The organism is Halosimplex carlsbadense 2-9-1 (assembly GCF_000337455.1).
Lineage (GTDB): Archaea > Halobacteriota > Halobacteria > Halobacteriales > Haloarculaceae > Halosimplex > Halosimplex carlsbadense.
Map to the genome: position 1 here is coordinate 59166 of NZ_AOIU01000005.1, position 21074 is coordinate 80239.

Below are 21074 nucleotides of genomic sequence, written 5' to 3' on the forward strand. Positions count from 1 at the left end.
ACCGGTCGGTACCGTCGCCGGCCGTGCGATGGCCGTCGCGGCTGCGAGCCGGGGAAGTCGTTGTCTTCGTCATCTGGTACCCATCCACACGTTCGTCCTAAACCGGTTCCGGATGGTGGAAATACTACCAAATTCTGTCGTCTCGCTGTGCGTTCGATCTCTCATAGCATGTACCGTTGGGCGAGCGAGACCTCCTCGCTCGGTTCCGCCGAGACGACCTCGCCGTCGACTCTCACCTCGAAGGTTTCGGGGTCGATCTCGATGTCGTCCGGGCAGTAGTCGTTGTAGTGCATGTCTGCCTTCCCGGGCGTGCGAGCGCCGGAGACCGGAACGACGGGGCAGTCGAGCCCGTAGGCCTCGCCGACGCCGGCCTCGGCCGCGGCCGGGCTGACGAACGACAGCGAGAGGCCGTGTTTGGCCTTGCCGACCGCGCCGGCGCGGGGACGCTGCACGACGGGTTCGCAGGTCATCAGCGAGCCGTTGGCCTCGCCCATCTCCGAGTAGACGGGGAATCCGCCTTTGAACGTTATCGCGGGCTTGACCCCGAAGAAGGCCGGATCCCACAGCACCACGTCGGCGAGCTTGCCGGGTTCGAGCGTGCCGACGTAGTCGTCGATGCCCGCCGAGATCGCGGGGTTGACCGTGTACTTCGCGAGGTAGCGCTTGGCGCGGAAGTTGTCGGCCTCTGTGGAGGTGTCGGCCGCCTCGTCCTCTGGCAGGGCGCCGCGCTGGCCCTTCATCTTCGAGGCGGTCTGCCAGGTGCGGGAGACGACTTCGGCCTGCCGGCCCATCGCCTGGGAGTCGGAGGTCATCATCGAGATGGCACCCACGTCGTGGAGCACGTCCTCGGCGCCGATGGTCTCGGCCCGGACGCGTGACTCCGCGAATGCCACGTCCTCCGGGACGTCGGGGTTGAGGTGATGGCAGACCATCACCATATCCAGGTGTTCGTCGAAGGTGTTCACCGTGTAGGGCATCGAGGGGTTCGTCGAGGAGGGCAGCATGTTGGGCTGGCCGACCATCTCCATGATGTCGGGGGCGTGGCCGCCACCGGCGCCCTCGATGTGGAACAGGTGCATCGTCCGCCCGTCGACGGCAGCGAACGTGTTCTCGACGAACCCCGCCTCGTTCAGGGTGTCCGTGTGCATGCACACCTGCACGTCCTCCTCCTCGGCCACGTCGAGGCAGGTGTCGATGGCGGCGGGCATCGAGCCCCAGTCCTCGTGGATCTTCAGCCCGCAGGCGCCGGCTTCGAGCTGCTCGCGCAGGGGACCGGGCTTGGAGGCGTTGCCCTTGCCGTAGAAGCCGACGTTGACCGGCCACGCCTCGGCGGCCTGGAGGAAGCGCTTGACGTTCTCGGGGCCGGTCGTGCAGGTCGTCGCGCCGCCGCCGTAGCCGCCGCCGAGCATCGTCGTGACTCCCGACGCCAGCGCGTGGTCGGGGAGCTGGGCGGAGTTGAAGTGGACGTGGATGTCCAGGCCGCCGGGCGTGGCGATCTTCCCCTCGGCGGGGTACACGTCGGTCGAGGGGCCGACGACCATGTCGACGCCGTCCATCGTGTCCGGGTTGCCGGCCTTGCCGATCCCGGCGATCTCGCCGTTCCTGATACCGATGTCGGCGGCGACGATCCCGAGGACGGGGTCCATCACCAGTGCGTTCGTCAGCACCCAGTCGAGCGCGCCCTCCGCCTGGGTCGTGCCCGGCGACTGGCCGAGCCCGTCCCGTAGCGTCTTCCCGCCGCCGAAGACCGCCTCGTCACCCGGCGTGCGGCGGTCCTCCTCGACTTCGACGAGCAGTTCGGTGTCGCCGAGACGAACGCGGTCGCCCGTCGTCGGGCCGTACAGTTCGGCGTAGGCCTCGCGGTCGACCTCGCGTGTCATGCCTCGTCCTCCGCGCTCTCGGCTCTCGCTCGATCAGCGTCCTCGCTGTCCAGCTTCCCGGCCTGGTCGGGGATGCCGCCGAAGCCCTGCCGTTCGGCACGCTCGACCGCCGCGGCGGCGTCGCCGTCGACGCTGCCGTCGACGAGGCCGTTCATCCCGTGGGCGACGCGCTTGCCGCCGATAGCGACGAGGTCGACCGTCTGCTCGTCGCCGGGCTCGAACCGCACCGCCGTGCCCGCGGGGATGTTCAGCCGCATCCCGAAGGCGGCCTCGCGGTCGAACTCCAGAGCGGCGTTGGTCTCGAAGAAGTGGAAGTGCGACCCCACCTGCACCGGCCGGTCGCCCGCGTTGCCGACCGTCACCTCGGCCGTCTCGCGCCCCTCGTTTATCGTCACCGTCCCCTCCGCGGGTACTACCTCGCCTGGGACGATCTCGTCGCTCATACCACCACGTCCGTCGACAGTTTCGGTCGATAGTCGATCATCTGCGCGATTATTCGGGTAGCCATCCCAAGCCGGTTCGCTTCGGTGCAAATAGCACCGTCCGATCTCGTATCGTGCCTCGATCGTCCGGATCGTCGCCTCAAAATCGGAAGATCGATCAGGTATCGTCGCCGAGGCGGTCCCGCGCCGCCTCGACGGTCAGCGGCGGGTCGTCGGTCAGGCCGTCGAACAGCCGGACGACCTGCGGGGGCCGCAGGTCGCAGTCGGTCAGCAGGGCGGTGTCGGTCAGGACCTCGCGAGTGGGGCCGGTCGCGGCGACGCGGCCGTCGCCGTCCAGCAGGACCACGCGGTCGGCGACGCGGGGGACCAGCTCCGTGTCGGGCGTCGAGACGACGAGCGTGACGCCGGCGTCGGTCAGTTCGTCGAGCAGGGCGAGGACGGTCTCGCGGTTGGCCGCGTCCACGTCGCTCACCGGTTCGTCCAGCAGGAGCGCGTCCGGCTCGACGGTGAGCGCGCTCGCAAGCGCCGCCCGTCGCTGCTGGCCGCCGCTGAGCCGGAAGGGCGGTTTCGACAGCAGTTCGTCCAGGTCGAGCCGGTCGGCGACCCGCTCGACGCGCGCGTCGGCCTCGCCGTCGGGCAGATCCTGCTGGGCGGGGCCGTAGGCCAGGTCCTCGCGGACGGTGGGGTTGAACAGGTAGTCGGCGGGGTTCTGCGTGAGGACGCTCAGCCGGTCCCGGACGGCGTCGGCGTCGGCCGTCTCGCCGAAGTACCGCACCGTCCCCTCGTCGGGCTCGATGAGGCCGCCGAGCAGCTGGAGCAGCGTCGACTTACCGGCGCCGTTGGGTCCGAGCAGGGCGACCCGCTCGCCGCGGGCGACACTCACGTCGACGCCGTCGACGGCGGGCGTGCCGTCCGGGTAGGCGTAGCGGAGCCCGCTCGCCTGGATGGCGGGCGCGCTCGTATCGTCGCCGTCGGTCACGCCAACCCCACCCCGACGACGGCGGCGAGGACGACCAGCGCGAAGGCGGCGTCCGCGCGACCCAGCGGCGCGCTGTCGGTGGAGGGTCGCGGGCCGCCACCGCCGCCGCGAGCGCGGGCCGCGCGTTCGACGCGCTCGCCCCGTTCGACGCTCCGCAGGAGGAAGGTCCCGAGGAAGTTCCCCGAATCGCGCCAGGTCCGGCGCAGGTCCGGCTCGGCGACCGTCCGGCTCCGCCGGGCGCGGGCCATCCGTTCGAGTTCCGCGAAAAAGAGGAGGAGGTACCGGTAGGTGATCGCCAGCAGCGAGACGGCGATGACCGGCGCGCGCAGGCGGGCGAGCCCCCCCAGCAGGTCCGAGAAGCGCGTCGTCAACAGCAGCAGCGAGAGAAAGGCCACGCAGACGGCGACGCGGGCGGTGAAGACCGCGACGTACGCGACGCCGGCCGCCGAGAGCGGCGTCCCGGTGAGGGTGGGGCCGCCCATCAGCAGCGTCTGGGGCGCGACGGCGACGAGCGCGAACGCCGGCGGGCCGGCGACCCGACCCAGGAAGGTCCGCGCGGGGACGCGCGAGGCGACCGCGAGCGCGCCGGCCAGCACGGCCAGGACGGCGACTCCCTGGAGGTCCCGCCGTGTGACGGTCAGCGCGACGAGCGCGACCAGGCCGACGAGCTTGACGCTCGGCGCGACGGCCTGCAGGAACCCCGAGCGGTCGGGCGCCTCCTCGGCGAGGAGGAACCACCGGGCGCGCTCGGAGAGCCCGGCGAGCGTGCGGTCGAGCAGGTCGGTCCGGGCCATCTCGGTCGCCCGGTCACCGCGTCCCGTCGGCGTCGCTCCCGAGCGCGCGGCCGATCCCGAACGCGACGAGGAGAGTCAGGCCGGTCCCGACGAGCGCCGAGACGAGCGTGCCGGGCGCGGACCCCAGTCCGGGGACGCCGTACTCGGGGAGCGGCGCCAGTTCGACCGGCTCGGCGTCGTCGGTCGCGCCGGTCGCCTCGGCGGCCTTGTCCAGGGGCTCGGCGTAGCCGACCTGGCCGGCCGCCCAGCCGAAGACGGGCGCCAGCAGCGCGAGCACGACGAGGACCGCGACCGCTTTCGGGAACCAGTCGGGGGCCATCAGGCGCTCACCTCGGGCGCGGCGGTCGGTCGCAGGTCCGGGCGGGCCCGCGCCAGGTAGCGGTAGACGACGGCCGTGATGGCGCCCTCGACCAGCCCGAGGACGAGGTGGCCGACGCCCATGATCGCCAGCGTGGTCAGGAGTTCGTACTGGAACGCCGAGGAGAGGCCGAGCTGGAGCCCGGCGGTCAGCGCCCCGGCGGTGATGCCGAGCCAGCCGGCGGCGAAGGCCGCGCGAAACTCCCCGTAGGGGGCGACGGCGCGATAGACGGCGTAGCCGACGTACACTTCGACGACGGCCATGTTGAACACGTTCGCGCCGAGGACGACCAGCCCGCCGTCGCCGAACACGAGGGCCTGGATCGCGACGACCGTCGCGACGGCGAGGGCACCCAGATGGGGGCCGAGCAAGATTGCGGCGAAGGCGCCGCCGACGAAGTGCGCGCTCGTCCCGCCGGGGACCGGCCAGTTCAACATCTGTGCGGCGAACACGCCCGCGGCGACGACGCCCACGAGCGGCGCCCGGGTGCCCGAGATCTCGCCGCCGACGCGCCGGGCGGCGTAGCTCAGGGCCACCAGCGAGAGCGCGCCGAACAGCGCGGCCAGGGACAGATCGACGTATCCGTCCGGGATGTGCATACTCCCCGGTCACCGTCGGACCGGATAATACTTTCTTATCGCGCAGTATTACTGCAGGGGAGCAGGTGGCCAGCCATATTACGCGGAGCGTCGTAGCCGGGGTATGAGCGACGACATCGACCGCATCAGCCTGACGCTGCCGTCGTCGATGGTCGAGCGGCTGGACGGCATCGTCGACGACTGGGAGTACGACAGTCGGTCCGAGGCGGTCCGGGACTCGCTGCGCGATTTCTTCGCGGACTACGAGTGGGAGACCGGCGGCGGCGGTCACCACCACGGCACTATCGTCATCGTCCACGACCACCACGTCGACGGCATCGCCGACGACCTCCAGACGATCCAACACGAGATGGCCGAGGCGATCACCTCCGTCCAGCACATCCACCTCTCCCACGACACCTGCATGGAGACGCTCGTCGTCGAGGGCTCGGCCGGCGACATCACCGAACTCGCCAACCGACTCCGGGCACTCGGCGGCGTCCAGCAGGTGAAGGTCGTCGTCGTCGACGAGTAGGCTCGCACCCCGGCCACCTCACTCACGTGGATATCGTCCGTTCGATCTGATCGTCCGTTCATTGTCACGTTCCGGACTGGCGGCTCGGCTGGATCGCCAGCCCGCAGAACATCGCTCGATCTCGACATTATTAGGTATCTGTAGTTTTCTAACCACGCTCGCTCGAACGTCCACCAATTTCGAGCCGTCCTATCATGTCCTAATATTCAAGCCAGGGGTATTGGACATCTATAATATGCGAGTGCAAACCCTTATTTACCGTCTGCAAAATCGAAGGTATGTACGCAAATGATGGACGTTCATGCGGTGTCGAACGGGTACTGTGGTGGAAACAATTTCATTTCGGCCGAATTTAGTGACTTTTTTGTATCGGGGGTCGGCCGATGAGCGGCGACGGGTTCAGCCGCCGTCAGTTCGTGACCGCGGGTGGTGCGGCGCTGGTCTCCGGGCTCGCCGGCTGTTCTGGGGGCGGTGACGGGGGCGACGGCGACGGCGACGGTGGCGGCGCGGCGACGGACACGATGAGCAGCGCCGACACGGTGAAGATCGGCGTGCTGGAGGACCAGTCGGGGAACTTCGCGCTGGTCGGCGACCCCAAATACAAGGCGTCGATGCTCGCGATCGAGGAGATCAACAACGACGGCGGGATCGATGGCAAGCAGATCGAGCCGGTCGCGCGAGACCCCCAGTCGGACAACCAGCGCTACCAAGAGCTCACGCGGGAGTTCATCAGTGAGGAGGAGGTCGACGTCCTCTGGGCAGGCTACTCCTCGGCGACCCGCGAGGCGATCCGGCCGATCATCAACCGGAACGAGCAGCTGTACTTCTACACGACCCAGTACGAGGGCGGCGTCTGTGACTCGACGACCTTCGCCGTCGGACCGACGGCCCGCCAGCAGCTGGGCAGCGTGCTCCCGTACCTCGTCGAGGAGTTCGGCCCGCGGATCTACACTATCGCGGCCGACTACAACTTCGGCCAGCTGTCGGCCGACTGGGTGAAGGTGCTCGCCGACGAGAACGACGCCGAGGTCGTCGGTGAGGAGTTCATCCCCCTGTCCGAGTCCAGTTTCGGCTCGGTCATCAACAACATTCAGGACGCCGAACCGGACTTCGTGATGTCGATGCTCGTCGGCGCCAACCACACCTCCTTCTACGAGCAGAAAGCGTCCGCGGGGCTGGACGTGCCCATCGGCACCTCGACGGCGATGGCTCAGGGCTACGAGCACCGCCGCCTCGACCCGCCGGCCATGGAGAACATCTACGCCGGGGTCAACTACATGGAAGAGGTCCCGACCGAGAGCAACACCGGCGACGGCGGCTTCGTCGACCGCTACTACGACATGTACCCCGACGCGGACTACGTCAACGAGGAGGCCGAGACCAACTACTTCTCGACGTACATGTACAAGGAGGCCGTCGAACAGGCCGGGACGCTCGAACAGCCCGAGGTGATCGAGGCGCTCGAGTCCGGGATCAGCCTCGGCACCGAACGCGCGCCCGAAGCGCCCGAGGGCGAGACGATCGAACTCGACGGCGCGACCCACCACGTCGACCACCACATGTGGGTGCTGCGGGCCGACGAGGAACACAACATCGAGGAGGTCACGAACCGCAAGATCCCCGAGCAGTTCCTCTCGAACACGGTCGGCTGTGACCTGCGTGAGACGGAGGAACAGACCCAGTACACCCCGGTCGACTACTTCGAGGAGGCCGAGTAGGGATGGTAAACGGCCTGAACCTCGCGTTCCAGTTCCTCGATAGCTTCGCGTTCGTCGTGCTCGCGGCGGCGGGGTTGGCCGTCATCTTCGGGATCATGGGCGTGATCAACTTGGCCCACGGTGAGTTCATTCTCGTGGGCGCGTACGCGACGACCTTCGCGGTCACTCGTGCGGGGCTCCCGCTGCCGGTCGCGATGGTCGTCGGCGCGCTGGTGACCGCGCTGTTCGGCATCGTCGTCGAGCGGACGATCATCTCCGGGTTCGTCCCCAACTGGGTCGGCCAGCGGACGGTCGGCCGGGACCTGATCGAACCGCTGTACGACCGGCTGGCCGACTCGATGGTCGCGACGTTCGGCCTGAGTCTCATCATGGTCCAGGGCGCCAGGATCGCATTCGGGAACAACCTCGATACGGTCGGGACGCCGTTCGGTAACGTCGCCTACGGCGAGTTCTCCTACTCGACCTACCGGCTCGTGCTCGCGGGGATCAGCATCCTCGTCCTCGTGGCCGCGTACTACCTGTTCACGCGCACGACGTTCGGGACGCGCGTCCGCGCGACGATGGCCGACGAGCAGACGGCCAAGGCGCTGGGCGTCGACACCGAGCGGACCTACATGCTCACGTTCGGGATCGGCTCGGGCCTGGCCGGCCTGACGGGCGCGCTGTTCGCGCCGGTGCTGTCGATGCAGCCGACGCTGGGCAGTCAGTTCCTCATCGAGGCGTTCGTCGCGGTCGTCGTCGGCGGCCCCAGCGTCGTCCTCGGGACGGCGCTGTCGGGCGGCGTGCTCGGCGCCGTCAGCGCGACGGTGACGAACCTCACCGACTCGACGACGTTCGGCCGGATCGCCCTGCTGCTGACCGCGATGCTCGCGCTCCGGTTCCTGCCCGGCGGGATCACCGGGTTCATCGAGCGCGTCCGCAGCCGCCGCCAGGAGGGAGAGTAGATGGCGACCGAATCCGCGACCGGCGCCGACCGCGGCGCAGTCGCGCGGATCCGCGGCCGCCTGGAAGGGCCCAACACCGTGGGCAACTCCCGCGGGTTCTGGCTCGGGTTCGCCGTCGCCGTCCTCGCGCTGGTGGCCTATCCGCTCGTGGGCAACGGCGAGTCGTTCTCGCTGTTCCTCGTGCTCGCGCTGCTGGGCCTGTCGCTGTCGCTCGTCTGGGGCTACTCGGGCGTGCTCAGCTTCGGGCAGGTCGTCTTCTTCGGCGTCGGCGGCTACACCTTCGGCGTCGTCTCGATCAACCTCCCCGACCCGACGGGGATCACCGCGGCCGCCATCACGGGCGTCGTCGTCGGCGGCGTCACGGCCGCCTTGTTGGGCTATTTCATGTTCTACGGCGGCGTCCGCGACGTGTACGTCACCATCATCACCCTCGTCTCGACGATGGTCCTGCAGACGTTCATGGCACAGACCGCCGGCTCCGAGTGGACCATCGGCGAGGCCGCGCTCGGCGGGTTCAACGGCATGCCGGCCATCCCGCTGCTCGAACTCGGGATCACCGGCGTCGTCTCCTTCCAGTTCGTGTTCAACACGCTCGAACTGTTCGTCCCCGGGCTGGGGACCGTCGAGGTCGACCCGTTCTACTACCTCGCGCTCGCCGCGCTCGTCGCGGCGTACCTGGGGCTGCGCGTGCTGGTCAACTCCGACTTCGGCCGCGTGATGGTCGCGGTCCGCGAGGACCAAGACCGCACGCAGATGTTCGGATACGACGTGAAACGAGTGAAGCTGCTGACGTTCACGGTCGGCGGTGCGCTCGCCGCGCTGTCGGGCGTACTCTACGCCGCGCGCAACGTCTACATCGACCCGCAAGTGTTCGCGCTGTGGTTCGCGACGCTGCCCGTCATCTGGGTGAGCGTCGGCGGCCGCAAGAGCCTCCTCGGTGCCGTGATCGCCACGATCGGTATCGAGTACTTCCGGCTCTCGGTCGAGGGCGAGATGGCGCTGGTCGTCCTCGGTGCCCTGCTGCTCGTCTTCATCCTCGCGCTGCCCGGCGGGATCGTCCCGTGGATCGCCGGGAAGCTCTCGGAGAGTTCCGTGCCCGTTTCGGAACTGGACGACGCCGACGCGCCCGCGGAGGTGAGCGAGTCGTGAGCAGCGACGCCGAGCGTAGCGAGGCATCGGAGACGGCGAGCGGCGAAGCCGACACCACGATGGACCCGAACGTCCGCGAGACGCCCGCCGGCAAGGCCACGGGCGACCGAACAGACACCCTGCTGCAGACCGACGGCCTCGTCAAGCGCTTCGGCGGGTTCACCGCAACCGACTCCGTCGACTTCTCGGTCGACGAGGGCGAGTTGCGCTGCCTCATCGGTCCGAACGGCGCGGGGAAGTCGACGCTGTTGAAGCTGATCGTCGGGACGCTCGAACCCTCCGCCGGTCGCATCTACTACGACGGGCAGGAGATCACGGACATGGAGCCGAACGAGCGCGTCCGCAACGGCATCAGCATGAAGTTCCAGGTGCCGTCGGTGTACGGTGACCTCTCGGTCCGGGAGAACGCGCGCCTGCCGGTCCAGCAGTTCGCCGACGGGGCGGAACGCCGCCGCCGCGTCGACGAGGCCATCGAGGACGCCGGCCTCGCCGGCTACGAGGACGTGCCGGCCAGCGCGCTCTCGCACGGCCAGCAACAGCAGCTGGAGATCGGCATGGCCGCCTCGCTCGACCCGGATCTACTCCTGCTCGACGAGCCAGTCGCCGGCCTCTCGGTGGACGAGCGGACGGAGATCGCCGAGCGGATCCGCCGACTCAACCGCGAGGAGGGCATCGCCTTCATCGTCATCGAACACGACACGGACTTCGTCGGCGAGATCGCCGACTCGGTGACGGTGTTGCACCGCGGGGACGTGTTCCGGGAGGGGTCGATCGAGGAGATCGAGTCCGATCCGGAGGTCCGCCGCATCTACCTGGGGGGCGAACAGTGAGCCTCCTCGAACTCTCCGACGTGACCGTCGGCTACGACGCCCCGGTCCTCCGTGACGTGGACCTGTCAGTCGAGGAAGGCGAGATCGTCGGCGTCGTCGGCAAGAACGGCGTCGGCAAGACCACTCTCATGAAGACCGTCGTCGGCCTGCTCGAACCCGACTCGGGGACGATCACCTACCGCGGGAGCTACGTGACCGACCAGTCGGCCGACGAGCGCGCCCGCGCCGGGATGGGGTACATCCCGCAGGGCCGGGACATCTTCCCCGGGCTCACCGTCGATCAGAACCTGAAGATGGGTGAACACGTCAACGCCGGTAGCACGGAGACGCGCTACGAGGAGGTCTACGACCTGTTCCCCGTCCTCGAAGAGCGTGCCGACCAGGACGGCGAGACGCTCTCGGGCGGACAACAGCAGATGCTCGCCATCGGCCGGGCGCTGGTGGCCGACCCCGACCTCCTCCTGCTCGACGAGCCGAGCGAGGGCGTCCAGCCCTCCATCGTCGACCAGATCAGCGAGGACATGCGCGCCATCAACGAGGAACTCGGCACGACGATCCTCTTCGTCGAGCAGAACCTCGGCGTTATCCGCTCGATGGCCGACCGCTGTTACGCCATGGAGCGCGGCGAGATCGTCGACGAACTCGGCGCGGAGGCACTCTCCGACGAGGACACGATCGCGAGCTACCTCGCGGTTTGACTCGCCGCCGGTTCCCCGTTTACCCGAGCCGTTCTGCCGTGTGTGTATGAGAACCGATTTCACGTTTCTGGAGTCTCTACCGAATGATAATGGGCAAAAGGAGTTTTCCGTATCGAGTGATTACCTCCGGGTACGATGAGCGTACACGCGCCCACTTCACCCGACCGAGACCCGCCCCCGAAAGCGACGCTGTTCTGCCCCGACTGCGGCCACGAGAGCCCGCCGACCGGCGACTGGGTCGTCCGCGGTGCCGACCCGGGATCGGACCGGGCCAGTGACGGCGACGCGGTCGTCTCGTGTCCCGACTGCGGGACGGAGATCGCGACCCGCGGCGGGTCCGAACTCCCAGCGCTGGCCTGACCGGCCGAATCAGTTTTCCAGCGACGGTTCGTCGACTCCCCCGCATCAGGGGCCTTTTCACGACGGGCCGCCGTACTGACGGTATGAACATCGTTCCGGACACGAGCGTGGTCATCGACGGCCGCGTGTCCGAGCAGATCGAGGCCGATGCCGACCCCGACTCGGAGGCGGTCGGCGAGGGATTCGCCGGCGCGACCGTCTACGTCCCCGAGGCGGTCGTGGGCGAACTCGAAGCCCAGGCCAACGACGGCCGCGAGAGCGGCTGGGACGGGCTGGGAGAACTCCAGCGGCTGGCCGAACTCCACGACGACGGCACCGTCAGCGTCGAGTACGTCGGTCGTCGCCCCGCCGAGGTCGAGCAGCGCGAGGCCGGCGAGGGGAAGATCGACGCGCTCATCCGCGACCTGGCCGAGGAACACGACGCGACGCTGGTCACCAGCGACGTGGTCCAGAGCGAGGTCGCGAAGGCCAAGGGCCTCGACGTGGTCTACCTCGAACCGCGCGGCCGCGACACCGAGTCGCTCGACATCGAGGACTTCTTCGACGAGACGACGATGAGCCTCCACCTCAAAGTGGGCGTCGCGCCGATGGCCAAGCGCGGCGAGATCGGCGACATGCACTACGAGACCATCAGCGACGAGGTCTCGACGGAGACGGACCTCAAGGAGTGGGCACAGGACATCGAGAACTCCGCCCGCGCCAGCGCCGAGGGGTTCGTCGAACTCGACGAACCGGGCATGACCATCGTCCAGTTCGGCCAGTACCGCATCGCCATCGCCCGGCCGCCCTTCTCGGACAAACTGGAGATCACCGCGGTCCGCCCCATCGTCAAGACCGATCTGGACGACTACGACCACGCCGACGAACTGCGCGAACGGCTGCTCGAACACCAGCGCGGCGTCCTGATTTCGGGTGCGCCGGGCGCCGGCAAGTCCACGTTCGCCCAGGCCGTCGCGGAGTTCCTCGCCGACTCCGATTTCGCCGTCAAGACCATGGAGAAACCGCGGGACCTCCAGGTCGGGGACAACATCACCCAGTACACCGAGTTGGGCGGTTCCATGGCCAAGACCGCCGACTCGCTGTTGATGGTCCGGCCGGACTACACCATCTACGACGAGGTCCGCAAGACCGACGACTTCGAGGTGTTCGCGGACATGCGCCTGGCGGGCGTCGGCATGGTCGGCGTCGTCCACGCCACCCGCGCCATCGACGCCCTCCAGCGCCTCGTCGGCCGGGTCGAACTCGGGATGATCCCGCAGGTCGTCGACACGGTCGTCTACATCGACGCCGGCGAGGTCGACACCGTCTACGACGTGACGACCGAGGTCAAAGTGCCCGAGGGCCTGATGGAGGAGGACCTGGCGCGGCCGGTCATCATGATCCGCGACTTCGAGACCGGCCAGCCCGCCTACGAGATCTACACGTTCAACCGCCAGGTCGTCACCGTGCCGCTGGGGGAGAACGCGGCCGAGGGCGGTGCAGGGCAGGAGAGCGGCACCGAGCGCATCGCCAAACAGGAGGTCGAACGGGAGATCCGGTCGATCGCCCACGGCCACGTGGAGGTGGAGATCAAGAACCCCAACACCGCCGTCGTCTACGTCGACGACGACGACATCTCCGCGGTCATCGGCAAGGGCGGCGGCCGTATCACCGACGTGGAGAACCGCCTGGGCATCGACATCGACGTACGCACGCTCGACGAGCGCCCGCAGGGCACCTCCGCCGGCGGACCCGGTGGGAGCGCCAGCGGGTCTGAGGGGAGCGGTGCGGGCGGCGGTGGGAGTTCGAGCGGCGAGATCGTCACCCCGGAGATCACTTCCCGGCACGTCCTCATCCCGATGACCGGCTACGAGGGCGACACCGTCGAGGTGCAGGCCGACGGCGAGTACCTCTTCACCGCCACCGTCTCCCGCGGCGGCGAGGTGCAGGTCTCCCGCGGCTCGGCCATCGCCGAGGAGCTGGAGCAGGCCATCGACCGCGGCAAGACGATCACCGTCAGCCCGTCGTAACGAGTCCCCTCGACGCGTTCGATCCGTTCCGCGAGTCGGGTCGCCGTCTCCGGTTCAGCGCCGGAATCCGGGCGCGAACTCCCGGAGCAGTCGATTCACCCGGCGGACGACCGGGGGGTACTCCTCGGAGGGGCCGTCCGAGTCCTCGGTGGGCTGGCTCGGTCCCGACGGTGCGGTGGTCTCCGAGTCGGCGGTGTCGTCGCCGTCGTCGGCCGGTTCCGTCGCGGGCTCGCAGCCGATCGAGATGTTCATCTCCCCCTCGCAGGGGCCGCAGGTCGAGGCGTCGAGGGCGTCGCGGACCGCCCGCGCGTCGTCGTAGTGGACCTCGGCGCAGTCGTTCGGGTTGAGACAGAGCCAGCACCCCTCGTCTTTCTTGTACTCGTCCTCAGCGACGTAGCCGACGACCGCCTCGCCCTCGGCGGCGGTGTAACAGCTGTCTCTTATACACATCTCTGAGCNGTAGCCGTCGTCGACGGCGACGACCGCGTAGTCGCCGTCGGTCCCGCTGCAGACCCGCTCGCAGCCGAAGAACTTCCCGTTGTGCGCGCTCGCGATGCCCGAGAAGGCGGCAACGCCGACCGCCGCCCCGCCCGCCGTCTTCAGTACCGTCCGCCGCCCGATCGCGCTCGTCTGACTGTCAGTGGATCCCTGCCGGTCGTTGTCCGTCTGGTTGTCGGTTGTCATCAGGTACGTACACCCTGTTCGTACCCTTCGAGCCGGCCGCGAGCCGGTTTGTAATGGCGCGACTGAACGCGTCGCAGGCGGCCCTTACCGGCCGCCGGCGCCGCGTCTCACCCTCGACCGCCGACATCGGTCGTCCACGCGCCGTCGTCGAACTCGAGGACGGTATCGAACAGCGCGCCCAGTTTGGCGATCGTCTGCTCGTCGTGGGCCTGCGGGTCGAGGTGATAGTGAGCGACGGCGTCCGTCGCCGCGCACCGCTCGGTGACTACCCCGAGGAACTCGAGCGCGCTCTCGACGTCGACGTACTGCAACAGCGTCGTGAGCGACTGGAAGCAGACGACGACCGTCTCGGCGGATCCGTCCCACTCGTCGAGGCAGTCTGCGACCCTGACCCCGAGGCGCGTCAGGTTGTGCGGCGACCCGACCCGCTCGACCGCCCGGTCGGCGTCGGCCGCCTCGGTCGTCCGGTTCGAGCCGGCGTCGGCATCGACGGCGACGATCCGCATCCGGGCCGGGTAGCCGCCGGCGATCCGCTGCCAGGCGTCGATATGGTCGCCGGGAGACTGGGTGAACAGCACCGAGAGCGCGCGCACGTCGGTCGACCCGTCAGGCGTCAGCAGGTCCAGACAGGCCCGCGGCTCCGCGCCCGTGAACGACGGGCAGCAGACGAGCACGTTGTCCCCGGGTCGTATCGACGCTTGGTACTGTCCGGCAAAAGAACACATACAGGTGTGTTCGTTGCTACCCGGCTATCCGTCATAAAGCTACGTGTCGGCGTCCGGACACCGGCCTGGTCGACCATGTTCCGACCTGAGGAGGCCTTCAGGCGTAGCCGAGGTCTTCGAGTCGCGCCTGCACGTCCTCGGGGACCGTCTCCTCGTCCGGGGACACCGCGGCCTCGTCGAGGTGGTCCCGCAGGGCGTCGAGCCTCGACCACGGGTCGGCGTCGTCGATGCCGCCGTCTTCTACGCCGTCGAGCGTCTCGTAGGCGTACCCCGCGTCGTGGAGGACGATTCCCTCGAGCGGCTGGTCGTACCATTCGATGACCGTGTCGTCGTACCCGTTGGCAGGCATCTGCTCGATCCGATTGGTCCTGAGACCGTAGCGCTCGACGAGCAGGTCCCGTTCGGGTATTTCCCCGAGGAGGTCGTGCCCGCGTGAAAGCGCCGAGGCCCCCGCCAGACCCAGGATGGTACGGTGAACGTCGATGAGGCTGACCGGGTCCTCTCGGTGGGTCGTCCCCTCCCGTCCGTCGTAGACCGACAGTGGCACGTGTACCAGATCCGGGTAGATGCCGTGGTTGTGCGCCCAGGCGCCGTCTTCGCCGAACAGCTCTCCGTGGTCGGCGAGCGTGATCACGTAGTCGAACTCCTCGCGAAGCGCCGCGAAGATGTCCGAGTAGACGTCAGAGAGATAGCGGGCACAGTCCTCGTAGGCCCCGCGGATCGTTTCGACCGACTCGTCGGGACCGTCGCCGATGGTGTCGTCGATATTCGGACTCCCCGTGTACTCACCCTGTCGGTACTCGGAAGGCGGATTGTAGGGGCCGTGGACCTCCATCAGGTTCGCGAAGAAGAACTCCTGGTCACCGAACTCCGTCTCGCGGATGTGCTCCAGCGCCAGCCGTGCGCCGTCGTCCGCACCCGCCACCGACTCGATACCCATGTCCCGGGCCTTCATCCGCACCCCGTAGTCCAGCGATGCCACCGTGTCAACGTCCCCGATGAGGCACTCGTAGACCGCACGCAGGAAGCGGCTCGGTCCCTGATCCTGTGTCTCCGAGACGAAGTTCCCCCAGTCGAAGATATCCTCGTCGTGTTTCCGGCCGCGCCAACTGTGGCGGAACTCGTCGAACCCGCGGTCGAACTCGAACGCGGCGGCGATGTTGGCGTTCGCGCTGAACGCGCGTGTCCGATACCCGGCCTCGGAGAGGGCTTCCGCGAGCACGGGCCGTGTACAGTCTAACGACTGCGTCTTGGCGTACACGCCGAGTTCGCTCGGGTATGCACCCCCGAACAGCGCCGCGTGGGCCGGGGTGGTCCAGGCGGTCGGCGACCAGGCGTTCTCGAACCGGACGCCCGGTAGCCAGTCGAAGTGGTCGTCGAACGTGTCTTTCCTGAGGGTGTCGAGGACTACGAGAGCGATGTTCGTCATGGGTGGAGGGGACCCGATATAAGCTATTCGGTAATTGTGATACTAATGTATTTCCATCGTGAATTGGTTGAGTACAGCGGTTACAGAACGATCGATCGGTACATTAGGATAATAAACTATGAATGTATCTGGAAACTGTCCACCTCGTCTGAAACGGCGAGCGATGGATTGTGCCGGCGCTATCGGCGAAGAGGTGTGTCGGTTCTCGCCGGGAGTGAAAAAGAGTCTGACCGGGTACTCCGGCGAACGTCGGATCGACGCTACGAGTTTCGGACGAGCGGTTCGTACCACTCGCGATTCGCCCGGTACCACTCGACGAACGCCTCGACGCCCTCGCGGATGGTGTAGGTCGGTTCGTAGCCGATCAGCTCGCTGGCCTTCGACACGTCGGCGTGGCTGTGGTCGGCGTCGACCTCGTACGCGTCGGTGTACTCCAGTTCGAGTTCGGGCGCCAGCTGGTCGCGGATCTCCGTCGCGAGCGTCTCGATGTCGATGTTGTCCGTACTGCCGACGTTCATCACCTCGCCGTCGGCGGCGTCGGTGTCGAGCAGCGCGCGGTTGGCCGCGAGGATGTCCTCGACGTAGGTCATGTCGCGGGTCTGGGTGCCGTCGCCGTAGATGACCGGCGGCTCGCCGTTCAGACAGCGCGAGACGAAGTTCGAGATGGCCATGTTCGGCCGCATCCGCGGACCGTACACCGTGAAGTAGCGCAGCGCGACCGCTGGGACGCCGTAGCGCTCGGCGTACACCATCGCGTAGCGCTCGCCGGCCAGCTTGGAGGTCCCGTAGGGACTGATCGGCGTCGTGAGGTGGTCCTCGTCGTAGGGGAGATACCGTGGTTTACCGTACACCGACGAGGAACTGGCGAAGACGAGCCGTTCGACCCCGTGGTCGCGGGCGGCGTCGAGGACGTTCAGCGTGCCGTCGACGTTGACCTCGTCGTACTTGCGGGGGCTGTAGTCGGTGCGGACGCCGGCCTGGGCGGCCTGGTGGTAGACGGAGTCGGCGTCGGCGACGAGGTCGTCGACGAGGTCGGCGTCGCGCACGTCGCCCTCGACGAGGTCGTAGCTGCCGTCGCTCTCGGCGGCGGCTTCGCGCCCGGTCTCGACGTTGTGCTCTTTGATCCGCGTGTCGTAGTAGGGGTCGAAGTTGTCCAGTACGACCACGTCGTGGCCATCGCCCGCGAACGCTTCGGCGAGGTGACCGCCGATGAAACCGGCGCCACCGGTGACGAGGACTCGCATTACCGTATCGCTCACCCGGCGAAAGAAAAAGTCATCGGCACGGCGGCGGTGGCCGTTCTCACTCCGCAGTCGCGTCGGCCTGCTCGGCGTCGTCGTCGGTATCGACGGCGCCGGCCTCCCGCAGTCGCTGTTCGGCGGACTCGCGGTCCTCGGGGTAGCCCACGTCGGTGCGCCAGCCGTCCATGCGGATGGCGTCGATGGTGCGCCCGGAGTGGATGAGCAGGTCGATGGCGTCGGAGATCTCGTACTCGCCGCGGTTGGAGGGCTGGACGAGGTGGCAGGCGTGGAGGATCTCGGGGGTGAACGTGTAGAAGCCGGTCATCACGAGATTGGAGGGCGGCTCGTCGGGCTTCTCGATCACGTCGGTGATCTCGCCGTACTTGTTGGTATCACAGACGCCGTAGCGGCTGGCTTCCTCCCAGGGAACTTCCTCGACGAGGAAGGCGGCGTCGGCGCGGGACTCGGCCTGACGGTTGACCACGTCTTCGAGGTTGGCCTGGAAGATGTTGTCGCCGAGCATCAGCATGAAGTCGTCGTCGATGTGGTCCTCGACGGTCAACAGCGCGTGGGCCAGGCCGTTCTGCTCGCGCTGGTGGGCGTAGGTGATCGGCACGCCCGCGAACTCGTCCTCGTAGTACTCGATGATGGCCTGTTTCTTGTAGCCGACGACGACCAGCAGTTCGTCGGCGCCCAGCTCGACCAGCTGCTCGAAACAGTGCGTGAGGATCGGCTTGCCCGCGACCTCGACCATTCCCTTGGGCTTGTCCTCGGTCAGCGGCCGCAGCCGCGTCCCCTCGCCGGCGGCCAGCACGACGGCTTGCATACCTTCGACTGGTTTATCACCGCGTAAAAATCTTCCCCGAAGCGTTCCCACTGATACCCGGAGTCACGACGCACCGGTCCCGGCGATCTCCCGGAGAGTAGAGGCCGCGCGGCCCTCGCGGCGGCATGCATCTCCCGGCAGCAACCCCTTCGGTGTCGAGCGACAATCGGCGCCGATGGCTGGCTCCGACGACCGGACGGTCTTCGAGCGGTCGCGGATCGGCTGGTGGCTGTTCGTCGCGCTGCTCGGGGCCGTCGCGGCGTATCTGGCCTGGCAGTTCGTCGGACTGCTCGTCCTCGGCGTCTTCGGCTACTACGCCACGCGCCCGATCAGCGACCGCGTCGGCGAGGTCGTCGATAGCGACTGGCTGGCCGCGGGGATCACCGTCCTGCTCGTGCTCGTGCCGGTGATCGCGCTCTCGCTGTACGCGGGCTATCAGGTCTTCGTCGCGCTCCAGGGGTTCCTGACCGGGACCGTCGACCCCATCGCGCTCCTGGGGCAGTACTTCGGCCTCGGCGACATCTCCCTCGCCGAGCGGCAGTCGCTCCTGAACGTCCTCGAAAACCCCGGGGAGTTCGTCTCGAACCCCCGACAGCGGGCGATGACGGTCCTTCAGACCGGACGGACCGTCGTCTCTGCGGTCGCGGGCACGCTGCTGTTGCTCGCGCTGTCGGTCACTCTCTCGTATTTCCTCCTCAAGTACGACGACGACATGGCCGACGCGCTCCGGCAGCTGTTCGGCGGCCGCAACACCGTCGCCTACGCGTACGCGACGGCCGTCGACTCGGACGTCGAGTCGGTCTTCTTCGGGAACCTCCTGTTCGTCGTCGTCATGTCCGTCGTCGCTGGCCTGGCCTACGTCGGGACGAACCTCGTCGCTCCGGCGGGCCTCGCGGTCCCGATGGTCGCCGTCCTCGCGTTCCTGACGGGCGCGGCGAGCCTGATCCCGCTCGTGGTCGGGAAGATCGTCTACGTGCCGGTGCTGGCGCTGCTGGCCGTCCAGGCCGTCAGGTCGAACGAGGCCGCCCTGGCGTTCGTCGGCGTCACCGCCGTCGTCTACTTCCTCGCGCTCGATTTCCTCCCGCAGACGTTTCTCCAGCCGTACATCTCGGGGCGACACCTCGACGGGATCATGCTCATGTTCGCCTACCTGCTCGGCCCCGTCCTGTTCGGCTGGTACGGCTTCTTCCTCCTGCCCATCGTCTTCGTCGCCGTCCTGGAGGCCGTCCGGATCGTCCTCCCGGAGTTGCTCCACGGCGAGCGACTCACCCTGGACGCCTCGATGGGCGGGTCCGTCGGCGCCGACCCCCAGTCCGCGGGCGACGTGCCCTCCGACGAGTACGCCGAGAACCGCTTCGAGGAACGCGACTCCCAACCTCCCGACGACGGCGACGACGCCGGCCGCTCCGACTCCTCGCCGAGCAACTGAACGCGCCGCCCGACGGCCGAAACCGCACCCTTTATCTTTTAGGTATGCCTAAACGCTCGCAATGGCCGCCGGCACACAGTCACGGTTCGCTGCCGAGCCCGACGTGGAATCGCGTGACCGTCCCGAAATTTCAGTCTGCGAGGGCGCTCCCGGAACCGCCGTGTTCCTCGAATCGGGGAACACCGACGGGTGGATCGCCAGCGACACGACGCTGGCGGTGACCCAGTGAGATGACCGACACCGACCACTCGACCGACGACGGGGAGGACTCGGACGGACCGGAACGGACGACTATCCGTACTGGACGCGAGTTCGAACAGGAGTATCGCCTCGACGCCAGCGAGGCCGGCACCTTCCTGATAGAGCTGGGCGAACAGTTGCGCGACGGCGACGAACTGACGGTCGCGACCGACGAGTGGGAACTCCCGTTCGCGTTCGGCGAGCCGGTCGAACTCGAACTCGACTTCGACGGCGTCGGCGAGCCGGAACTCGAAATCGAACTGGAACTGCCCGGACGAACCGACGAGAAAGCGCCGGATATCGAATAGCGGTCTCGCTGTCGTCAGTCCATCGCCGCGTCGGTGACGAGCGTGTCGTCTTCGAGGTAGTGGTCGATGACGTGGGCGTGTTCTTCGAGGTCTTCGAGCTGTTCGCGGAGCATCTGCGCGGTGGCGTGGTCGCCGAGCCCCTCGGCGAGTTCGATGTGTTCGCGGTAGCTCTCGATGATGTCGCCGTAGATCTCCAGGTCGTTCTCGAAGGAGGTCCGGATGTCGTAGACGTCCTCGTCCTCGGGTTCGACGGTCGCCGCCGCCGAGAGCGCCGGCATGCTCGCGTGCGGGACGCCCCCGATCGCCTGCAGCCGCTCGGCGAGTTCGTCGGCGGCTTCCTCGACCGCCTCGTAGGCCTCCTGCAGCCACACGTGGATGTCACGGAACTCCGCGCCCTCGACGTTCCAGTGGTGCTTGTGGAGCTGATGGTACAGCACGTAGGCGTCGGCGAGGTCCGCGTTCAGCGCCTCGATGACCTGCGCCGCTTTCTCCTCGTCGAGTCGAACCGGGTTCTCTCCGACTGTCCCAGCTTCCTGTCGGACGGTCTTCTGGGTGCTCATTGCATGCTCGACTTCGCGCCTGAGTCACTTATAACTTTTCAACATCCAGACACTTTTCGGACGGCCTAAATCGGGGTCGGGGTGGGAGTAGCGCCGTCGCTTCGGGCGGCGCGTCGACGATTCGGGCGCGCGGCGCGGGCCGACTGCGGGCCGAACCGGCTGCGGATCCGAGACCCGGAGACGGCGGCTCGAACGGATCAATCGACCGATATCACGGTGTTTGCCGGTTCGGTGAAAATATTTATCAGTTACGTATTCGATGCTAATGACAGGCGTTCTTACAGTCGAGTTTACTGGACGTGTGGCGGAGCGAGGGTGGAACGCCCACGGAGGAGACAATGACAGGAGAGACGAGAT

Annotated in this window: 22 protein-coding genes; 11 read left to right on the forward strand and 11 right to left on the reverse strand. The window is 67.7% G+C overall.

Features of this window, described 5'->3' with window-relative positions; translation table 11 throughout:
- Positions 1–161: 161 nt before the first annotated feature.
- The 6 genes from ureC to C475_RS01800 form a co-directional block, all read right to left on the reverse strand.
- Positions 162–1880 (reverse strand): urease subunit alpha, encoded by a 1719-nt coding sequence (gene ureC, locus C475_RS01775; RefSeq protein ID WP_006882017.1) that lies wholly within the window; start codon positions 1878–1880, stop codon positions 162–164.
- A complete protein-coding gene (locus C475_RS01780) occupies positions 1877–2323 on the reverse strand; it encodes an urease subunit beta (protein ID WP_006882018.1) in 447 nt (148 codons plus the stop codon). The genes ureC and C475_RS01780 overlap by 4 nt, the downstream gene beginning before the upstream one ends.
- A 157-nt stretch (positions 2324–2480) precedes the next feature.
- Positions 2481–3302, reverse strand: a complete 822-nt coding sequence (locus C475_RS01785; RefSeq protein WP_006882019.1) for an energy-coupling factor ABC transporter ATP-binding protein — start codon at positions 3300–3302, stop codon at positions 2481–2483.
- Positions 3299–4096, reverse strand: a complete 798-nt coding sequence (gene cbiQ / locus C475_RS01790; RefSeq protein ID WP_006882020.1) for a cobalt ECF transporter T component CbiQ — start codon at positions 4094–4096, stop codon at positions 3299–3301. Before cbiQ ends, C475_RS01785 begins: the two co-directional genes overlap by 4 nt.
- A 13-nt stretch (positions 4097–4109) precedes the next feature.
- Positions 4110–4415 (reverse strand): PDGLE domain-containing protein, encoded by a 306-nt coding sequence (locus C475_RS01795; protein WP_006882021.1) that lies wholly within the window; start codon positions 4413–4415, stop codon positions 4110–4112.
- Positions 4415–5053: an energy-coupling factor ABC transporter permease gene (locus C475_RS01800; protein WP_006882022.1), complete on the reverse strand. Its 639-nt coding sequence runs from the start codon at positions 5051–5053 to the stop codon at positions 4415–4417. The genes C475_RS01795 and C475_RS01800 overlap by 1 nt, the downstream gene beginning before the upstream one ends.
- 103 nt (positions 5054–5156) lie before the next feature.
- Between C475_RS01800 and nikR the strand changes: the two genes are divergently transcribed.
- The 8 genes from nikR to C475_RS01840 all read left to right on the forward strand — a co-directional run bounded on the left by nikR (position 5157) and on the right by C475_RS01840 (position 13275).
- Entirely contained in the window at positions 5157–5567 is a 411-nt protein-coding gene (gene nikR, locus C475_RS01805) for a nickel-responsive transcriptional regulator NikR (protein WP_006882023.1), read from the forward strand.
- A 383-nt stretch (positions 5568–5950) separates the two neighbouring features.
- A complete protein-coding gene (locus C475_RS01810; RefSeq protein WP_006882024.1) occupies positions 5951–7285 on the forward strand; it encodes an urea ABC transporter substrate-binding protein in 1335 nt (444 codons plus the stop codon).
- Positions 7286–7287: 2 nt separating this feature from the next.
- A complete protein-coding gene (urtB, locus tag C475_RS01815) occupies positions 7288–8229 on the forward strand; it encodes an urea ABC transporter, permease protein UrtB (RefSeq protein WP_006882025.1) in 942 nt (313 codons plus the stop codon).
- A complete protein-coding gene (locus tag C475_RS01820; protein ID WP_006882026.1) occupies positions 8230–9378 on the forward strand; it encodes an ABC transporter permease subunit in 1149 nt (382 codons plus the stop codon).
- A 59-nt stretch (positions 9379–9437) separates the two neighbouring features.
- Positions 9438–10208: an ATP-binding cassette domain-containing protein gene (locus tag C475_RS01825; RefSeq protein ID WP_049929922.1), complete on the forward strand. Its 771-nt coding sequence runs from the start codon at positions 9438–9440 to the stop codon at positions 10206–10208.
- Positions 10205–10906 (forward strand): ABC transporter ATP-binding protein, encoded by a 702-nt coding sequence (locus C475_RS01830; RefSeq protein WP_006882028.1) that lies wholly within the window; start codon positions 10205–10207, stop codon positions 10904–10906. The genes C475_RS01825 and C475_RS01830 overlap by 4 nt, the downstream gene beginning before the upstream one ends.
- 135 nt (positions 10907–11041) lie before the next feature.
- Positions 11042–11266, forward strand: a complete 225-nt coding sequence (locus tag C475_RS01835; protein WP_006882029.1) for a hypothetical protein — start codon at positions 11042–11044, stop codon at positions 11264–11266.
- Between the two features lie 83 nt (positions 11267–11349).
- Entirely contained in the window at positions 11350–13275 is a 1926-nt protein-coding gene (locus tag C475_RS01840; RefSeq protein WP_006882030.1) for a PINc/VapC family ATPase, read from the forward strand.
- 791 nt (positions 13276–14066) lie between these two features.
- Here the strand turns inward: C475_RS01840 and C475_RS01850 are convergent.
- The 4 genes from C475_RS01850 to aglF all read right to left on the reverse strand — a co-directional run bounded on the left by C475_RS01850 (position 14067) and on the right by aglF (position 18180).
- Positions 14067–14684: a DUF7504 family protein gene (locus C475_RS01850; RefSeq protein ID WP_152436304.1), complete on the reverse strand. Its 618-nt coding sequence runs from the start codon at positions 14682–14684 to the stop codon at positions 14067–14069.
- Positions 14685–14781: 97 nt separating this feature from the next.
- Entirely contained in the window at positions 14782–16113 is a 1332-nt protein-coding gene (locus tag C475_RS01855) for a sulfatase-like hydrolase/transferase (protein WP_006882033.1), read from the reverse strand.
- A 260-nt stretch (positions 16114–16373) separates the two neighbouring features.
- Entirely contained in the window at positions 16374–17357 is a 984-nt protein-coding gene (locus C475_RS01860) for an NAD-dependent epimerase/dehydratase family protein (protein ID WP_006882034.1), read from the reverse strand.
- 58 nt (positions 17358–17415) lie between these two features.
- Complete coding sequence (gene aglF, locus C475_RS01865; protein ID WP_006882035.1) at positions 17416–18180, reverse strand: UTP--glucose-1-phosphate uridylyltransferase AglF; 765 nt, start codon at positions 18178–18180, stop codon at positions 17416–17418.
- A gap of 175 nt (positions 18181–18355) precedes the next feature.
- Here aglF and C475_RS01870 point away from each other — a divergent pair, with 175 nt between their 5' ends.
- From C475_RS01870 to C475_RS01875, 3 genes are all read left to right on the forward strand, one after another.
- Positions 18356–19609: an AI-2E family transporter gene (locus C475_RS01870; protein ID WP_006882036.1), complete on the forward strand. Its 1254-nt coding sequence runs from the start codon at positions 18356–18358 to the stop codon at positions 19607–19609.
- 61 nt (positions 19610–19670) lie between these two features.
- Positions 19671–19838: a hypothetical protein gene (locus tag C475_RS24170; protein ID WP_006882037.1), complete on the forward strand. Its 168-nt coding sequence runs from the start codon at positions 19671–19673 to the stop codon at positions 19836–19838.
- Position 19839: 1 nt separating this feature from the next.
- A complete protein-coding gene (locus tag C475_RS01875) occupies positions 19840–20157 on the forward strand; it encodes an amphi-Trp domain-containing protein (protein WP_006882039.1) in 318 nt (105 codons plus the stop codon).
- Between the two features lie 14 nt (positions 20158–20171).
- Here the strand turns inward: C475_RS01875 and dpsA are convergent, their stop codons facing one another.
- Positions 20172–20717: a DNA starvation/stationary phase protection protein DpsA gene (gene dpsA, locus C475_RS01880; protein ID WP_006882040.1), complete on the reverse strand. Its 546-nt coding sequence runs from the start codon at positions 20715–20717 to the stop codon at positions 20172–20174.
- Positions 20718–21074: the final 357 nt, after the last annotated feature.